Raw genomic sequence first — 13,357 nt, forward strand, 5'->3', positions numbered from 1 at the left:
AAATCCGACAGGTGCTGATTGAATTGTCGACTGAAGTTGACGGCGTTTTGCGAAGAACGTCGATAAGCTGAGTCCGTGCTGTTCACAGAAAGCACGTTGAGTGATGTTGCTGTGCTCATAGCTTTCTAGAAGAGTTTCCCATTCTTGGTTTGTGCGTCGAATTGCCATTGCAAGTCTCCTTGTGGTTGAAGACCTGATCTTATTACTCGTGCAAAACGATTAGAATGCGGGGTTTATGACGCGCTTACAATACAAGGCTCGGTAGATAAAATACAAAAAGCCCCTGTAAGAGTGCTTACAGGGGCTTTAATTTAAACGTTTATCTCAGAACTTAAGTCGAAACTTAAGAAACTTCGATTGGACCGCCGAATGAAGTTACTGGAGGCAGTTTGCCTTGGAACTTCTCGAAGTCTACCAAACATGTGTTTGCTGACGTCGCTTGAGCTAGCTCAGAAGTACCGATGTCTTGAGTTAGTGTATTTGGATCGCCGTATGTATCTAGCGCGCCCACTTTCTCGTTGATCGGACCGTACCAAGCACCTTCTTCGATACGTACAACACCAGGAGCGTAGCTATCCATTAGAACAGCACCTGCTAGTAGTTGACCACGGTCGTTGAACACACGTACTACGTCACCGTCTTTGATGCCTTTCTTCTTAGCATCTGTTGGGTTGATGTAGATTGGCTCACGGCCTTGTACCGCGTAAGTCGCACGCCACTCTTCAGATTCACACATCTGAGAATGAAGACGCTTGTCTGGGTGACAAGATTGTAGCCAGTACGGGTGTTTATCAGAGCCTGGACCACCGTGTGAACGTTCAGATTTCTCGAACCACATTGGGTGTTCCTGACAGTGCTCGTAACCCATGTTGCCAACAGTACGGCTTGTGATTTCGATGAAACCAGAAGGTGTACCTAGAGCATTGATCTCTGGATCTTCACGGAATGAAGCGTGACGAGTCCATGGCTTACCTTTACCGAAGTCTAGGAAACCTTTTTCCCAGAACTCAGCGAACTCAGGCATTTCGAAGCTGCCTTCGTTTGCTGCGCGACACTCGTCATACAGAGATTTAACCCACTGCATTTCGTCCATACCACGCGTGTAATCGTCGTAACGACCCCAACGCTTAGTCAGGCTAGACATGATCTCGAAGTCAGTCTTAGACTGGAACAGAGGATCCACTAGTTTGTGCATCGCGATCAAACCACGGCCAGAGTATGCGCCGTAACCATCGATATCGTTACGTTCCCACTGAGTACATGCTGGAAGCACGATGTCAGAGTGACGACAAGTTGCAGTCCAAGCGAAATCAACAGCAACCACAGTTTGTAGGCTCTTGAATGCTTTACGCATCTTGTTGCGATCTTGGTGGTGGTGCCACGGGTTGTTGCCACTGAATACCATCATCTTGATATCAGGCAGTGTTACCGTTGCGCCATTCGCTTTGATCTTCTTACCAGGCTCTAGCAAGCTATCAACCCAACGAGCAACTGGGATTACGCGGCTGTAACCGTTGTAATCTGTGTTTGTGTACTTAGGCTTCTGACCTTGGTCGATGTTCAGCGGGAAAGAACCCGGAGCAGCGAAACCAGTTGAAGATACCCCGATACCAGAGTAGTGGTGACCGTAAGAGATACCACCGCCTGGAAGACCAATTTGGCCAACCATTGCTGCGATAACTGCACACATCCAGTAAGGCTGTTCACCGTGCTCTTGACGCTGGATACTCCAACCAACAAGAATCTGTGTACGACCGTTAACCAACATCTTAGCGAATTCACGGATTGAGTCAGCGCTTGCACCACAGATTTCTGCAGCCCATTCTGGTGTCTTCTCAACTTTATCTTTCGTTTCACCTTGAACGTACTTGATGAAGTCTTCAAAACCTAGACAGTAAGTTTCAATGAACTTCTTGTCGTATAGGTCTTCGTTGTAAAGAACGTGAGCAACACCCAACATGAACGCCACATCAGTTTGTGGGTTAATGTACATTTGCTCGTTTTCTAGGTAACGACCTGTTTTGTTCTTAACAGGGTCAACAGAAACAACGTTGATCTCTTTCTTAGCAACTTTGTCTTTCAGCTGTTCTAGGTATGCGAACGACTCGTGAGTCTCACATGTCCAACCTACTTGAAGGTTTTTCACTGGATCGTTACCCCAAAGAACAATGTTGTCACTGTTTTCTAGGATAAGTTCCCAAGATGTACCTTGTGCGTAAACTTCAGTAGAACCTAGCACGTAAGGCATGATCGTTTGACCAGCACCTGTTGAGTAGTCACCGATTTTCTTCACAGAGTAACCATGAAGTGCCATTGCACGTTGCATGTGGTTAGTACAGCTGTGGAACTGACCTGTTTGTCTCCAACCAGTTTGACCTGTGTGAAGCGCCCATGGACCGTAATCTTTCTGTACGCGCTCTAGTTCTCGGTAAACAAGGTCTAGTGCCTCATCCCAAGTCACACGAATGAAGCGGTTGTTACCACGCGTGTCTGCGCTGTATTTGTGTTTCTTCAACCAATCTAGGCGAACCATTGGGTAACGCACACGTGATGGGCTGTAGATAATACCTTTGATACCTTTCAGCATTTCTGTTGGGTGCTGATCGATTTCTAAAGGTTTAATTTCTTGTACTTTACCCGCGTAAACACGAGCTCGGAAGGCACCCCAGTGAGAACCTGATACTTTCCAAGTTCCCTCTGTTTCTGCTGCTGAAGCCGACGCTGACGCCAATAAGCTTGGGCCAATAACAGATGCCGCACTTGTGGTAGCGACACCTTTCAGAAAACTTCTTCTTGTAATTGCCATTGTGTTACTCCAATTGACGTCTTATTAGTGATGGCCTTCAGAAAAATCTGATGAGTGCTTCTGTAGATACTTAAGAACAAGTGCTTCTGTATCTGTGTCGAAGTTAACGAATGCGATCATACCATCTAGCATGCCTACCCAACCGTTCGCGCTGAAGTGAGCTTCATCTGGCTGTGAGTGACACGTTGAACAGTTAGATTGGTAAGCTTGACCAGCTGCATCCCAAATCGGTGCGTAGTCACCAACCATAGACTCTTTCTTCATCCAAAGAGTTAGGTCAACTTCTTCCCAAGGAAGGCCAGTTAACTCATCTTCTTTCTTCTCACCAATAGTAATGCCGTTGCTTTGAGACACTTCTTTAGTCAGGATTGCAGTAGAGATGTTCATACCGAAGCCTTCTTGGATTACACGTCCGAAGCCTTTCGCTTTACGCCAACCGTCGATCTTAACTTCGATCATGTCGCCTTTCTCGCCAACGATAGCCACTTTACTTGCAGGGCTTAGTAGGCCAGCTTCAACTTCTGCAGTTTCGTCTGTGTATAGAGGAAGGTGACGAATAGAAATCACATCACTACCTTCAGAGTAAGACGTGCTACTCGCAACGTTTTCTAGCTCACCAACGATACCACTTGCCGAGTCCATATCTAATGGAAGGTTATGTGCGATACCTTTGTGACAGTCAACACAGCTTTGGTCACGCTCTGCCGCGTTCTTCATTTGGATACGCGCTGTTGGGCGCATGTTTTCGAAATCCATTGAATCGTAGTTGTGGCAGTTTTTACATTCTAGAGATTTGTTCGAAGAGAAACGATCCCATTCATGCTTAGCCAATTCGATACGACGTGCTTCGAATTTCTCAGGTGTATCTAGGTCACCAAATACCTGAGCGAATACTTCTTTAGATGCTTGCATCTTACGAGCAATTTTTGCTGTCCATTCATGTGGAACGTGACAGTCAGGACAAGTCGCGCGTACACCAGATGTGTTTTTCCAGTGAACCGTTTCTTGAAGTTCTACGTATACATTGTCACGCATGGTGTGACAGCTTACACAGAACTCTTCTGTATTTGTGTGCTCTAGAGCGGTGTTGAAACCACCCCAGAAAATAACACCGGCGATAAAGCCACCCATAGTTAGTACACCAAGACTAATGTGTACCGCAGGGCGAGTCATTGTGCGCCATAATTTAACTAAAAATGATTTCATGTTTAGCTCTCTTAAATATTGATTTAAAAAATGTTGTTACTAGAGGGCATTACATGCCGCCGTGAGCACCAGGAGGTCCGAATACGAATACTTGTAGTGCCCAAACTATGAAGCCGTAACCGCCTACAAAAGCCACACTTAATATTGGAAAGAGAACCACCGCAATGAAGAGGAATGACTTCCACTCCAACGAGCGTTTTTCGCCAGTTTCAATTTTTTTAACATCACTCATACATTTTGCCTATTTTGTATTTAGTAATTTCGAGTAACCCATTCTATGGGGCTAAAGTTCTTGAGTATCTAACAACAAATTTTAGACCATACTCAAAGTAGGGTTCAATCAAATCTCCCCTTATAACCCTTGCTAATCAATACTTTTTTGAGCTCATCCAAACTTGTTTTTAGTTAAACAAAGTTATTAAAAAGTATTAACAAATATGAAGAATTAAGTATATTTCACAAATGTTAAAAACCAACAATTGTGCAATTTTATTGTAACTAATATTAACGTTTTACCTACTAAGTAGTAGCCAAGAAAGCCTCAAACAACCAATATTTTGTACTTTGGTTGTTAAATAATTGGGCACTTTTTGAATCAACGGGTTTGAAGCTGAAATGCATCATTTGGCACTTTCAGATATGATGGAGGCCTACTTAAAAGGAAGCACTATGCAAGACGTTATTGATATATCTTGGTGGCAGTTGTTGTTCTTCAGTTCACTTCTCTTGCTGCCCATTGCCATCAACCACAAGCTGAAACTCGGCCTTGGAAAAGAAGCCTCTATCAGCATCATTCGCATGGTTATTCAGCTGTTTCTTGTGGGTCTTTACCTAGAGTATTTGTTTACTTTGAATAGTTTGTGGGTCAATTTGTTGTGGCTGTTTGCCATGATAATTGTCGGTGCGAGCTCGATTGTTGAGAAGTCTAGGCTACCAAGACAGCTATTATTAGCGCCTGTTGCCGTTAGCCTTGCCGTAACCTGTGTACCTATCGTCTTGTTTATCTGCTTTTTCATCATTAAACCGACACCGGTTTTCAACGCGCAGTACCTTATCCCCATTGCAGGTATGTTATTGGGTAATAGCTTAAGCAGTAATATAGTGGCATTGCAGAACTTGTTTGGTGCTTTTGAAACGCAGAAATCAGAATATGAAGCGGCAATCGCGCTAGGTGCTTCTCCAACCTACGCTGCTACACCTTTTGTGCGTAACGCGATACAGAAAGCGATGTCTCCAATTATGGCCTCTATGGCGACCACAGGCTTAGTGACACTACCAGGAATGATGACTGGTCAGATTTTAGGAGGCGCTTCACCGATGATCGCCATTAAATATCAACTGATGATCATGTTGGCTATTTTCGTAATGATGAGCTGCTCTTTGGCGCTGGCTCTTCACCTCTCATTGAAGACTTCTCTGACAAAAGAAGGTCGAGTTCTCGCTCAAATAAAACCGGCAAAATAACCCCTCCACTCCCCTTAGATCTGGTTACTCACTGAATTTGAGACAGGTTATCCACAGAAACTGTGGATAACCAAATCAATATAGATCCTTTTTTGTCCATTTCGACTATTAGAAAGATCATTACTATTGATCCTTGGTTAATTTCAAAGACATATGCACACATGTTGATCAACGCTGCTGTGTCTTCAGATGACAAAAGGAGCAACAAAAGAAATGGTTTTCCACAAATAAAAAACGGCCTGCAATGCAGACCGTCTTGTATGTGTCATATATCAGTTCGATTGTTTCGCTGAGCTTCAACTACTCTCGTCGACTGAACTTGTCACCAATCTTTGTTGATCGCGTACTCTTTATTAGTCACGTAGGTAGATTAACCAGTACCACATACCAACAAAGATACCGCCACCAATGATGTTACCTATAGTAACGGGCAACAAGTTGTTCATCAGAAAGTCCATCATGTTCAGGTCAACGTAATCCGCAGGATTAGCGCCCGTCATTGTCCAGAACTCAGCAGGAGCAAATGTTTTAATGCCGATTGCTAATGGTACTTGGAACATATTCGCAATACAGTGCTCAAAACCTGCTGATACAAACATCGCAACAGGCAGAATCATTACCGCGATTTTATCAGTCAATGTGCGTCCACTGAATGTCATCCATACTGCGATACAAACCAATACATTACACATGATACCTAGTGCGATAGCTTGGATGAAATCATGGTGCATCTTATGTTGGGAAATCGCCATCGCGTTTAAGCCCACTTGGCCATGGTCAAACATGTATTGTTTGGTCAGAAGCATACAGGCCACCAGCAACAAAGCGCCGATCAAGTTGCCCACATAAACTGTCGCCCAGTTCTTAACGAGTGTACGCCAAGTGATCTTGCCACTTGCTCGTGCTACCAAAGTTAACACCGAACTTGTAAACAGCTCACCGCCAGTCACAACAACGAGGATCAAGCCTAAGCTAAATGCCAAGCCACCTAATAAACGTGTAATGCCCCATGGCAAATCACCAGCACCGGTGGTAACGATGGTGTAGAACACAAACGCAATACCGATATGGATACCAGCTGAAATCGCTAGGAGAAAAGATTTGATTGGATCTTTGGTTGCTTTACCTACGCCAATATCTGCAGCGCGCTCAGCCATTTGTGGCGGTAATAATGAGTCAAATTGGTTTAGATTCATGATGATTTACATTTTGAAACATGTCGTCGGGAGCGCGATAATCCTCTCTTTCATTTCTTAATTCAAGAGCTATTTTATGCTCGAATTTCCTTCAACAACCAAGAAAACGCCAAACCTCCAATGATATTTAAATTTCTTACGACTTTAGTAGTAAAAAGAAAAGTTTGATGAATGAAAACTTACCAACGATAAAAACAACACATCTATAAATATCAACAAGTTACGTTAAAACCATAAGAATGATGTACACTATATGCGTATTTTTAGGGCTTTTATTTTCAGATTTTGACATAGATCAACAGAACATAAAAAAGCGCCCTGAGGCGCTTTTAAGTCAGTCACAAATAAAGACATTGGTTATGCTAAACCGAAGGTTCAATCACTTCTTCTGATGGTTGATCTAAAGCCGCATCTTCGAGGTTAGATTCAACGTTAGTTGGCGTAAGGTCTGAATCACTTTCATTCGCTACCTTACCACCTAAGCTTTTCAAGCTATCCACCAACTCTTCCAAGCTTTTTATATGAGCATCACTCTTAGTCACCTGCTCATCCAATAGCTGATTATGTTTGGTCGCTTCAGACAATTGCTGTGCTTGTTGCTGGTTTTCGCTTTCAAGTTTAGCTAATTGCTCTGTCAACGTTTCAATCTCTGACTTTAATAGCGAGGTCATGTCTGAGCTTTTTAACGCTTTGACACTCTCTACAATCTTTTGAGACTGAAGACGCAGTACAACGTCACGATAGTCTTGATCATTCACCACTTGGGAAATGCTCAGCAACTGGTTCTCAGCGTTCAATACCGACTGCTCAAACTTGTCCCCTTTCACGCTCGCCAACACTTTCACTTCATGAGCGACACTGCGCACGTGGTTCAATTCAAACTCAGCCGCTTGAACCGCATCTTGAATGATCGACTTTTCACGTGGGCTCGCTTTCACTTGGTTTTCTGCCAACGTGATTTGAGCAGTGGCCTTAGCAAACGTCAAAGGAACAACGTCATCAAAGTCTTCATCTTCTAAAAACTCTAATTCATCCTTCAAAGGCTCGATGTATTTCTTGTGAGCCACTTTCACTTCTAGCAAGCGAGCATTATTGAGGAATTCAACTTGAGCTTCTTGAGCATCTTCAAGCTCGTCGACTAGAACGTACTCGAACAGCTCGCTGTATTCTGAATACAACCTTTTATAGCTCGACGTAAACATAGTGTCTGCGCCAAGAAACTTAAGGTAATCCATTTGTACAATCGAATCGGCTAATACTCGGTCTGCCTTTTTCTTGAGCGCTAAGATCGAATCATAGTTTGATTTGATCAACGCGATTTTTTCATCAAAAGCTTCAGCGTAGGTTAGGCTGGAAAAAATCGAGTAGCTCTTCGTCAGGCGAGATTCGTCTTTCAGTAAGTCCGCATAAATACTTTCAGCATCGTCCCATGCGTCTAGCAGTTCATTGTAATTCTCTGGTGCATAGAGAGACAATTGAGCATGGTCTTCAAGCTTTACTTCCCATTCCGAGTAAACGCTTTGGACAGACTGGAAAGAACGGACCTCTACGGTTGATTCATTGTTGTTCGTGTTTTGGTTCGCGTCTGTCTGCTCTGAGGGTGTGCTTTGACAACCTGAGATAGCAAATAGCATACTAATAACTAATGCTACTTTGTTCGCTCTCACTGATGCATTTCCTTTTTTATTCAATATTAGCTGAATGCAATATATTTCTAGTCCCACAATATATTACAACCACTTAGCAATAAACATCATTCGCAATTTAAGTGGGCACAAATCACCCAATCTAACCAAAATAAACCCATCATACGTCGATTAATCATTCAATTTGGTATCACTTATCAATTCTATTTATTTGCTATTGCCTGAGTTGTGAATGCGCACTAAGGTGAAGGAAGAGAACGTTATGAATATATAGGTTAATTATGAAGTACAACGCTGAACATATTGCTGATTTAAACCTCCTTCTTCAATTTGATGTAAGTAGCGCTGCTACGGGCATTAAAGTTCATCAAGAGGCTGCTCAAGAAACTCAAGACGCTGTTAAGCGCCTATTCGAAAAGAACCTTTGTACTCAGCCAGACGGCGGTTACCTAACAGATGAAGGTATCGAGATGGCAGAACGCGCAGACAAACTACTTCGCGTACTTAAATAAAGCTGCATTGTTCTAGTAAAAACTCCACTCGCTTCGGCCGTGGAGTTTTTTCATTTTTGGCCAAAGGTTTGTTAGGCTTATTGTAAATCCATCATTTTCAGTTGCGAGGGACAGATGGCTTCAATATTTATTGTCGGTGCAGGATGGGTAGGTGCCCCTTTATCTGAGCATCTTGAGAGACATGGTAACCGAGTGGTCGTCACCAAGACGACTCAAGCGGGTGCAAACACCATCGGTAATGAGCGTATTCCCTGTGAGGTTTTCAGCTTTAACGCATCACAGGCTGACCAAACTATCGGACAACTCTATTCGCTGTTGCTCGAAAACAATGCCGAGATTGTGATAGGCAGTTTCCCTCCTGGTTTTAGAAAAGGTGCAGGTCAAGAGTATGCCGATTACTGGCAGCAGCTAACCAGTGCTTGTCAGAAGGCGAACGTTAAGAAGCTCATTATGGTTAGCTCAACCACAGTTTACCCGACTAAACCCGGTGTATTAAATGAGCAAGATGCCTCACTTTTCCTCTCCACCTCAGATAAAGAGTACGCATCTTCCTTTTCCGATAACGCGCGTGTCATGCTGCAAGCTGAACAGTTGGTGATAGATTCAGGTATCGATTACACCATTCTTCGCTTTAGTGGCTTAATTGGTCCAAGTCGTCACCCATCAAGATTTGTAAGTAAACTGAAGCAAGTGAGCACTCAAGCTCCGGCCAACATGCTTCATCTTGATGATGCCATTGGCGCCGTCGACTTCGCTATCAACCAGCTTCACAATGAAGTCGTTAATGTGACCACACCAAATACCGTGTGTAAGGCGGAATTTTATGCCGCGGCACTGAAAAGCGCGAATAGCAGCGAGCCTCTGCCACCAGTTGTTGGTACACCAGACAAGCTGATCTCTTCGAAAAAGATACTCGACTTAGGTTATTCGTTTAAATTCGAATCCACATTGGACGCACTGCATGACTGAACAATTTGTAGCTAAGAAAGAGCCCAATATTAAGCTGCACCGCGCGATCGACATCCTTTGGAACTTCATGTCTATGGGTCACAAGGTTGCGCCGTCAGACTGTATTTTTGTGTTGTGCAGCAACGATACTCGTGTTGCTGAATACGCAGCAGATCTCTACCATCAAAAGATTGCGCCATACATCGTTTTTTCTGGTGGTGTCGGACGCTTTACCGAAGGCAGCTTTGAACGCTCAGAAGCAGAAACCTTCGCTGCTATTGCCCGCGACTGTGGCGTGCCAGATTCAGACATTATCATAGAGAAACACGCGACTAATACTGGGGAGAATGTCCGCTTCACTCATGAGTTACTTACTGAGCGGGGGTTATCTCCGAAAAGACTGACCTTGGTACAGAAGCCTTTTATGGAGAAACGTACTTACGCGACCTTTAATAAGCAGTGGCCTGAAGCAGCAACAGAAATCACCGTGACATCAAAGTGGCAAGATTGGGTCGATTACTTTAATGAAGAGTTGCCATTGGATATGGTTTTAGGTGCGTTAGTGGCCGATTTTGAACGCATTAAGTCCTACCCTGCTCAAGGCTTCCAGATCGAAATGCCGATTCCCGAAGAAGTTGATCACGCCTATTTAACGGTTAAGAAACTCGGCTTTGAATAAATAGCGATGACCAATCAGAAAACAAAAACGGTGGCACTTGGCCACCGTTTCTTACTTCTATTGCTTCGCTTTGTCATCCATTGCCAAGGCAAATAAGAAACGTCTATTTACCTAACGCTTCTTTATAGTGTGAGCGACAAACAGACACATATTTGTCGTTACCCCCAATGGCAACTTGGTCACCTTCAGCAATCGCAACACCGTGCTCGTCGGTACGGATCACCATGTTCGCTTTGCGGCCACAGTGGCAGATGGTTTTCAGTTCCACCAGCTTATCAGCCCAAGACAACAAATAACGGCTGCCTTCAAACAGTTCACCCAAGAAGTCAGTACGTAAACCGTAACACAGTACAGGGATATGCAGTTTATCCACCACTTCTGTTAGTTGGTATACCTGCTCTTTCGACAAGAACTGACACTCATCGATCAAAATACAATGACGTTTCTCTTCATCGTTTAGCTTTTTGATCGCATCAAACATGTTGGTGTCGTTTTTGAAAAGTTGCGCTTCAGATTGCAGACCAATTCGAGAACTAACTTTACCGCTACCATAGCGATCATCCAATGCTGCCGTGAAGATCACTGGCGTCATGCCGCGCTCTTGGTAGTTGAATGAAGATTGAAGAAGCGTTGTTGATTTACCCGCATTCATTGCCGAGTAGTAAAAATACATCTGAGCCACAGAAATATTCCTGTTAAATAAAATTGAATATGAAAAGGTGAAGTTAGAGAATTTTTGCTAGAAAAAAGGGCTGAAAATCAGCCCTTTTTATAAGATTTACTTACGACGCCAAGTCGTGCCTTCAGGGCCATCTTCTAAAACGATACCCAACTCATTGAGCTTGTCACGTGCAAGGTCGGCATTTGCCCAATCCTTTGAAGCACGAGAGTCGTTACGCAATTTGATCAACGCTTCGATTTCAGCCACTTCGTCATCGTTACCAGCCGCATCACCTTGTAGGAAGGCTTCTGGTTCTTGGTGAAGAATACCGATGATGTCTGCTAACTCACGCATCAATGCACCAAGTCCGCTTGCTTTCTCGATGCTTTCAGGCTTGATACGGTTGATTTCACGCGCCATTTCAAACAGTACAGAGTAAGCTTCAGGCGTATTGAAGTCATCGTTCATCGCAGTAGAGAAGCGAGTTACGTACTCTTCGCCACCAGCAGGAGCTGCGGTAAGGTCTAGGCCACGAAGTGACGTGTATAGACGCTCTAGCGATGCGCGAGCTTGGTTTAGGTTGTCTTCGCTGTAGTTCAGTTGGCTACGGTAATGACCAGACATTAGGAAGTAACGCACTGTTTCAGCATCGTAGTGTGCGAGCACATCACGGATAGTGAAGAAGTTACCTAGTGACTTAGACATTTTTTCTCTGTCTACCATCACCATGCCACTGTGCATCCATGTGTTTACATAGTCAGTACCATGTGCACAGCAAGATTGCGCGATTTCGTTCTCGTGGTGTGGGAATTGTAGATCTGAGCCGCCACCGTGGATATCGAAGTGGTTACCTAGAATAGATGAGTTCATTGCTGAACATTCAATGTGCCAGCCTGGACGACCTGGGCCCCATGGTGATTCCCATGTTGGTTCACCTGGCTTAGACATCTTCCAAACAACGAAATCTAGTGGGCTACGTTTTGCAGAGTCTACGTCAACACGAGCGCCAGCTTGAAGCTGATCAAGGTCTTGCTTAGAAAGCTTACCGTACTCTTCGAACTTCTTAACTTCGAACATTACGTCGCCGTTACTTGCAACATATGCGTAGCCGCGTTCAATCAGCTTTTCAACAAGTTCGATGATTTCAGTGATGAACTCTGTTGCACGAGGTTCAACGTCTGGACGCTTCATGTTCAATGCATCGAAATCAGCGTGCATTTCACCAATTAGACGCTCAGTCAGAGAGTCACAAGACTCGCCGTTTTCGTTAGCGCGCTTGATGATTTTGTCATCGATATCTGTAATGTTACGAACGAAGTTCAAATCGTAACCAAGGTAACGAAGGTAGCGAGTTACTACGTCGAAAGAAACGAACGTACGACCATGACCAATATGACAGAGATCGTATATGGTTACCCCACAGACATACATGCCGACTTTGCCAGCTGTAATTGGTTTGAATTCCTCTTTCTGTCTTGTGAGCGTGTTATATATCTTCAGCATGATCTCTATCTATTTTATGGATTAATCAAAAATAAGATCGCAGTATAACAAGTCATACCTTAATAGGTAATCCCCAAAAGCAGTAATTACCTCAACAACCGAGTTAAGTGAATAATTTGATGATTTGAAAGTCCGCCAACATGCGCTAGAATTCGAACTTCATATTAAAAAGACAGTAAGGTAACAATCATGATCATCCTTCACACAAATTTTGGTGACATCAAAGTTCAACTAAACGAAGAAAAAGCACCAGAAACAAGCGCAAACTTCCTACAGTATTGCCGTGATGGTTTCTACGACAACACACTATTCCACCGTGTTATCGATGGTTTCATGATTCAAGGCGGCGGCATGACTTCTGGCCTTAAAGAAAAGGCAACTCGTGCAACTATCAAGAACGAAGCAAACAACGGTCTAGCGAACAAAGTTGGTACGCTAGCAATGGCTCGTACTATGGAACCGCATTCAGCGAGCTCTCAGTTCTTCATCAACGTTAACGACAACTCTTTCCTAAACTTCCGTAGCGAAAGCCTAGACGGTTGGGGCTACTGTGTATTCGCAGAAGTTGTTGAAGGCATGGACGTCGTAAACAAGATCAAAGGTGTTAGCACTGGTTCTATGGGTATGCACCAAGATGTACCTCTAGAAGAAGTGATCATCACTGGTACAACAATCGAAGCTTAATTACTTGCTTTCGATTAGTATTAATAATTGATGAGCCGATAAAATCAGGATA

Annotated in this window: 12 protein-coding genes and 1 pseudogene; 5 read left to right on the top strand and 8 right to left on the bottom strand. The window is 43.8% G+C overall.

The features are described from left to right. From L1D22_RS20140 to torE, 4 genes and pseudogenes are all read right to left on the bottom strand, one after another. Positions 1 to 168, bottom strand: a pseudogene (locus L1D22_RS20140) (IS66 family insertion sequence element accessory protein TnpB); the annotation flags it as partial. Between the two features lie 175 nt (positions 169 to 343). After that, positions 344 to 2,806, bottom strand: coding sequence for a trimethylamine-N-oxide reductase TorA (gene torA, locus L1D22_RS20145; RefSeq protein WP_239831014.1), 2,463 nt, complete (start codon positions 2,804 to 2,806; stop codon positions 344 to 346). A gap of 24 nt (positions 2,807 to 2,830) precedes the next feature. Then, positions 2,831 to 4,012 (bottom strand): pentaheme c-type cytochrome TorC, encoded by a 1,182-nt coding sequence (torC, locus tag L1D22_RS20150; RefSeq protein ID WP_239831015.1) that lies wholly within the window; start codon positions 4,010 to 4,012, stop codon positions 2,831 to 2,833. A 49-nt stretch (positions 4,013 to 4,061) separates the two neighbouring features. Next, a complete protein-coding gene (gene torE, locus L1D22_RS20155; RefSeq protein WP_010440051.1) occupies positions 4,062 to 4,244 on the bottom strand; it encodes a trimethylamine N-oxide reductase system protein TorE in 183 nt (60 codons plus the stop codon). Between the two features lie 437 nt (positions 4,245 to 4,681). On the opposite strand from torE, the gene L1D22_RS20160 reads away from it, so the two are divergent. Next, entirely contained in the window at positions 4,682 to 5,476 is a 795-nt protein-coding gene (locus L1D22_RS20160) for an ABC transporter permease (protein WP_176681621.1), read from the top strand. A 353-nt stretch (positions 5,477 to 5,829) separates the two neighbouring features. Here L1D22_RS20160 and focA read toward each other — a convergent pair whose 3' ends face one another. Both focA and L1D22_RS20170 read right to left on the bottom strand, forming a co-directional pair. Then, positions 5,830 to 6,672 carry a formate transporter FocA gene (gene focA, locus L1D22_RS20165; RefSeq protein ID WP_048614492.1) on the bottom strand — a complete coding sequence of 281 codons (843 nt, stop codon included), beginning with the start codon at positions 6,670 to 6,672 and terminating at the stop codon, positions 5,830 to 5,832. A gap of 362 nt (positions 6,673 to 7,034) precedes the next feature. Further along, positions 7,035 to 8,339: an ATPase gene (locus L1D22_RS20170; RefSeq protein WP_239831016.1), complete on the bottom strand. Its 1,305-nt coding sequence runs from the start codon at positions 8,337 to 8,339 to the stop codon at positions 7,035 to 7,037. A 260-nt stretch (positions 8,340 to 8,599) separates the two neighbouring features. On the opposite strand from L1D22_RS20170, the gene L1D22_RS20175 reads away from it, so the two are divergent. The 3 genes from L1D22_RS20175 to L1D22_RS20185 all read left to right on the top strand — a co-directional run bounded on the left by L1D22_RS20175 (position 8,600) and on the right by L1D22_RS20185 (position 10,457). Beyond that, on the top strand, positions 8,600 to 8,830 hold the full coding sequence (locus L1D22_RS20175) for a TIGR02647 family protein (protein WP_017630468.1): 231 nt from the start codon (positions 8,600 to 8,602) through the stop codon (positions 8,828 to 8,830). Positions 8,831 to 8,944: 114 nt separating this feature from the next. Continuing rightward, positions 8,945 to 9,799: an NAD(P)H-binding protein gene (locus tag L1D22_RS20180; RefSeq protein WP_239831017.1), complete on the top strand. Its 855-nt coding sequence runs from the start codon at positions 8,945 to 8,947 to the stop codon at positions 9,797 to 9,799. After that, entirely contained in the window at positions 9,792 to 10,457 is a 666-nt protein-coding gene (locus L1D22_RS20185) for a YdcF family protein (protein WP_239831018.1), read from the top strand. The genes L1D22_RS20180 and L1D22_RS20185 overlap by 8 nt, the downstream gene beginning before the upstream one ends. A gap of 103 nt (positions 10,458 to 10,560) precedes the next feature. On the opposite strand, the gene L1D22_RS20190 is transcribed toward L1D22_RS20185, so the two are convergent. Beyond that, positions 10,561 to 11,139, bottom strand: a complete 579-nt coding sequence (locus L1D22_RS20190; RefSeq protein WP_239831019.1) for a thymidine kinase — start codon at positions 11,137 to 11,139, stop codon at positions 10,561 to 10,563. 96 nt (positions 11,140 to 11,235) lie between these two features. After that, complete coding sequence (gene cysS / locus L1D22_RS20195) at positions 11,236 to 12,621, bottom strand: cysteine--tRNA ligase (RefSeq protein ID WP_123283052.1); 1,386 nt, start codon at positions 12,619 to 12,621, stop codon at positions 11,236 to 11,238. A 189-nt stretch (positions 12,622 to 12,810) separates the two neighbouring features. On the opposite strand from cysS, the gene L1D22_RS20200 reads away from it, so the two are divergent. Beyond that, positions 12,811 to 13,305 (top strand): peptidylprolyl isomerase, encoded by a 495-nt coding sequence (locus L1D22_RS20200; RefSeq protein ID WP_004742032.1) that lies wholly within the window; start codon positions 12,811 to 12,813, stop codon positions 13,303 to 13,305. Positions 13,306 to 13,357: the final 52 nt, after the last annotated feature.

It is taken from the genome of Vibrio sp. Isolate34 (assembly GCF_022397915.1).
In the GTDB taxonomy this organism is placed as follows: Bacteria; Pseudomonadota; Gammaproteobacteria; order Enterobacterales; family Vibrionaceae; genus Vibrio.

What these genes read in the sequence shown, in the direction of transcription:
- torA (WP_239831014.1), bottom strand. Translation starts at nt 2,806, where the DNA reads ATGGCAATTACAAGAAGAAGTTTTCTGAAAGGTGTCGCTACCACAAGT.
- torC (WP_239831015.1), bottom strand. Translation starts at nt 4,012, where the DNA reads ATGAAATCATTTTTAGTTAAATTATGGCGCACAATGACTCGCCCTGCG.
- torE (WP_010440051.1), bottom strand. Translation starts at nt 4,244, where the DNA reads ATGAGTGATGTTAAAAAAATTGAAACTGGCGAAAAACGCTCGTTGGAG.
- L1D22_RS20160 (WP_176681621.1), top strand. Translation starts at nt 4,682, where the DNA reads ATGCAAGACGTTATTGATATATCTTGGTGGCAGTTGTTGTTCTTCAGT.
- focA (WP_048614492.1), bottom strand. Translation starts at nt 6,672, where the DNA reads ATGAATCTAAACCAATTTGACTCATTATTACCGCCACAAATGGCTGAG.
- L1D22_RS20175 (WP_017630468.1), top strand. Translation starts at nt 8,600, where the DNA reads ATGAAGTACAACGCTGAACATATTGCTGATTTAAACCTCCTTCTTCAA.
- L1D22_RS20180 (WP_239831017.1), top strand. Translation starts at nt 8,945, where the DNA reads ATGGCTTCAATATTTATTGTCGGTGCAGGATGGGTAGGTGCCCCTTTA.
- L1D22_RS20185 (WP_239831018.1), top strand. Translation starts at nt 9,792, where the DNA reads ATGACTGAACAATTTGTAGCTAAGAAAGAGCCCAATATTAAGCTGCAC.
- cysS (WP_123283052.1), bottom strand. Translation starts at nt 12,621, where the DNA reads ATGCTGAAGATATATAACACGCTCACAAGACAGAAAGAGGAATTCAAA.
- L1D22_RS20200 (WP_004742032.1), top strand. Translation starts at nt 12,811, where the DNA reads ATGATCATCCTTCACACAAATTTTGGTGACATCAAAGTTCAACTAAAC.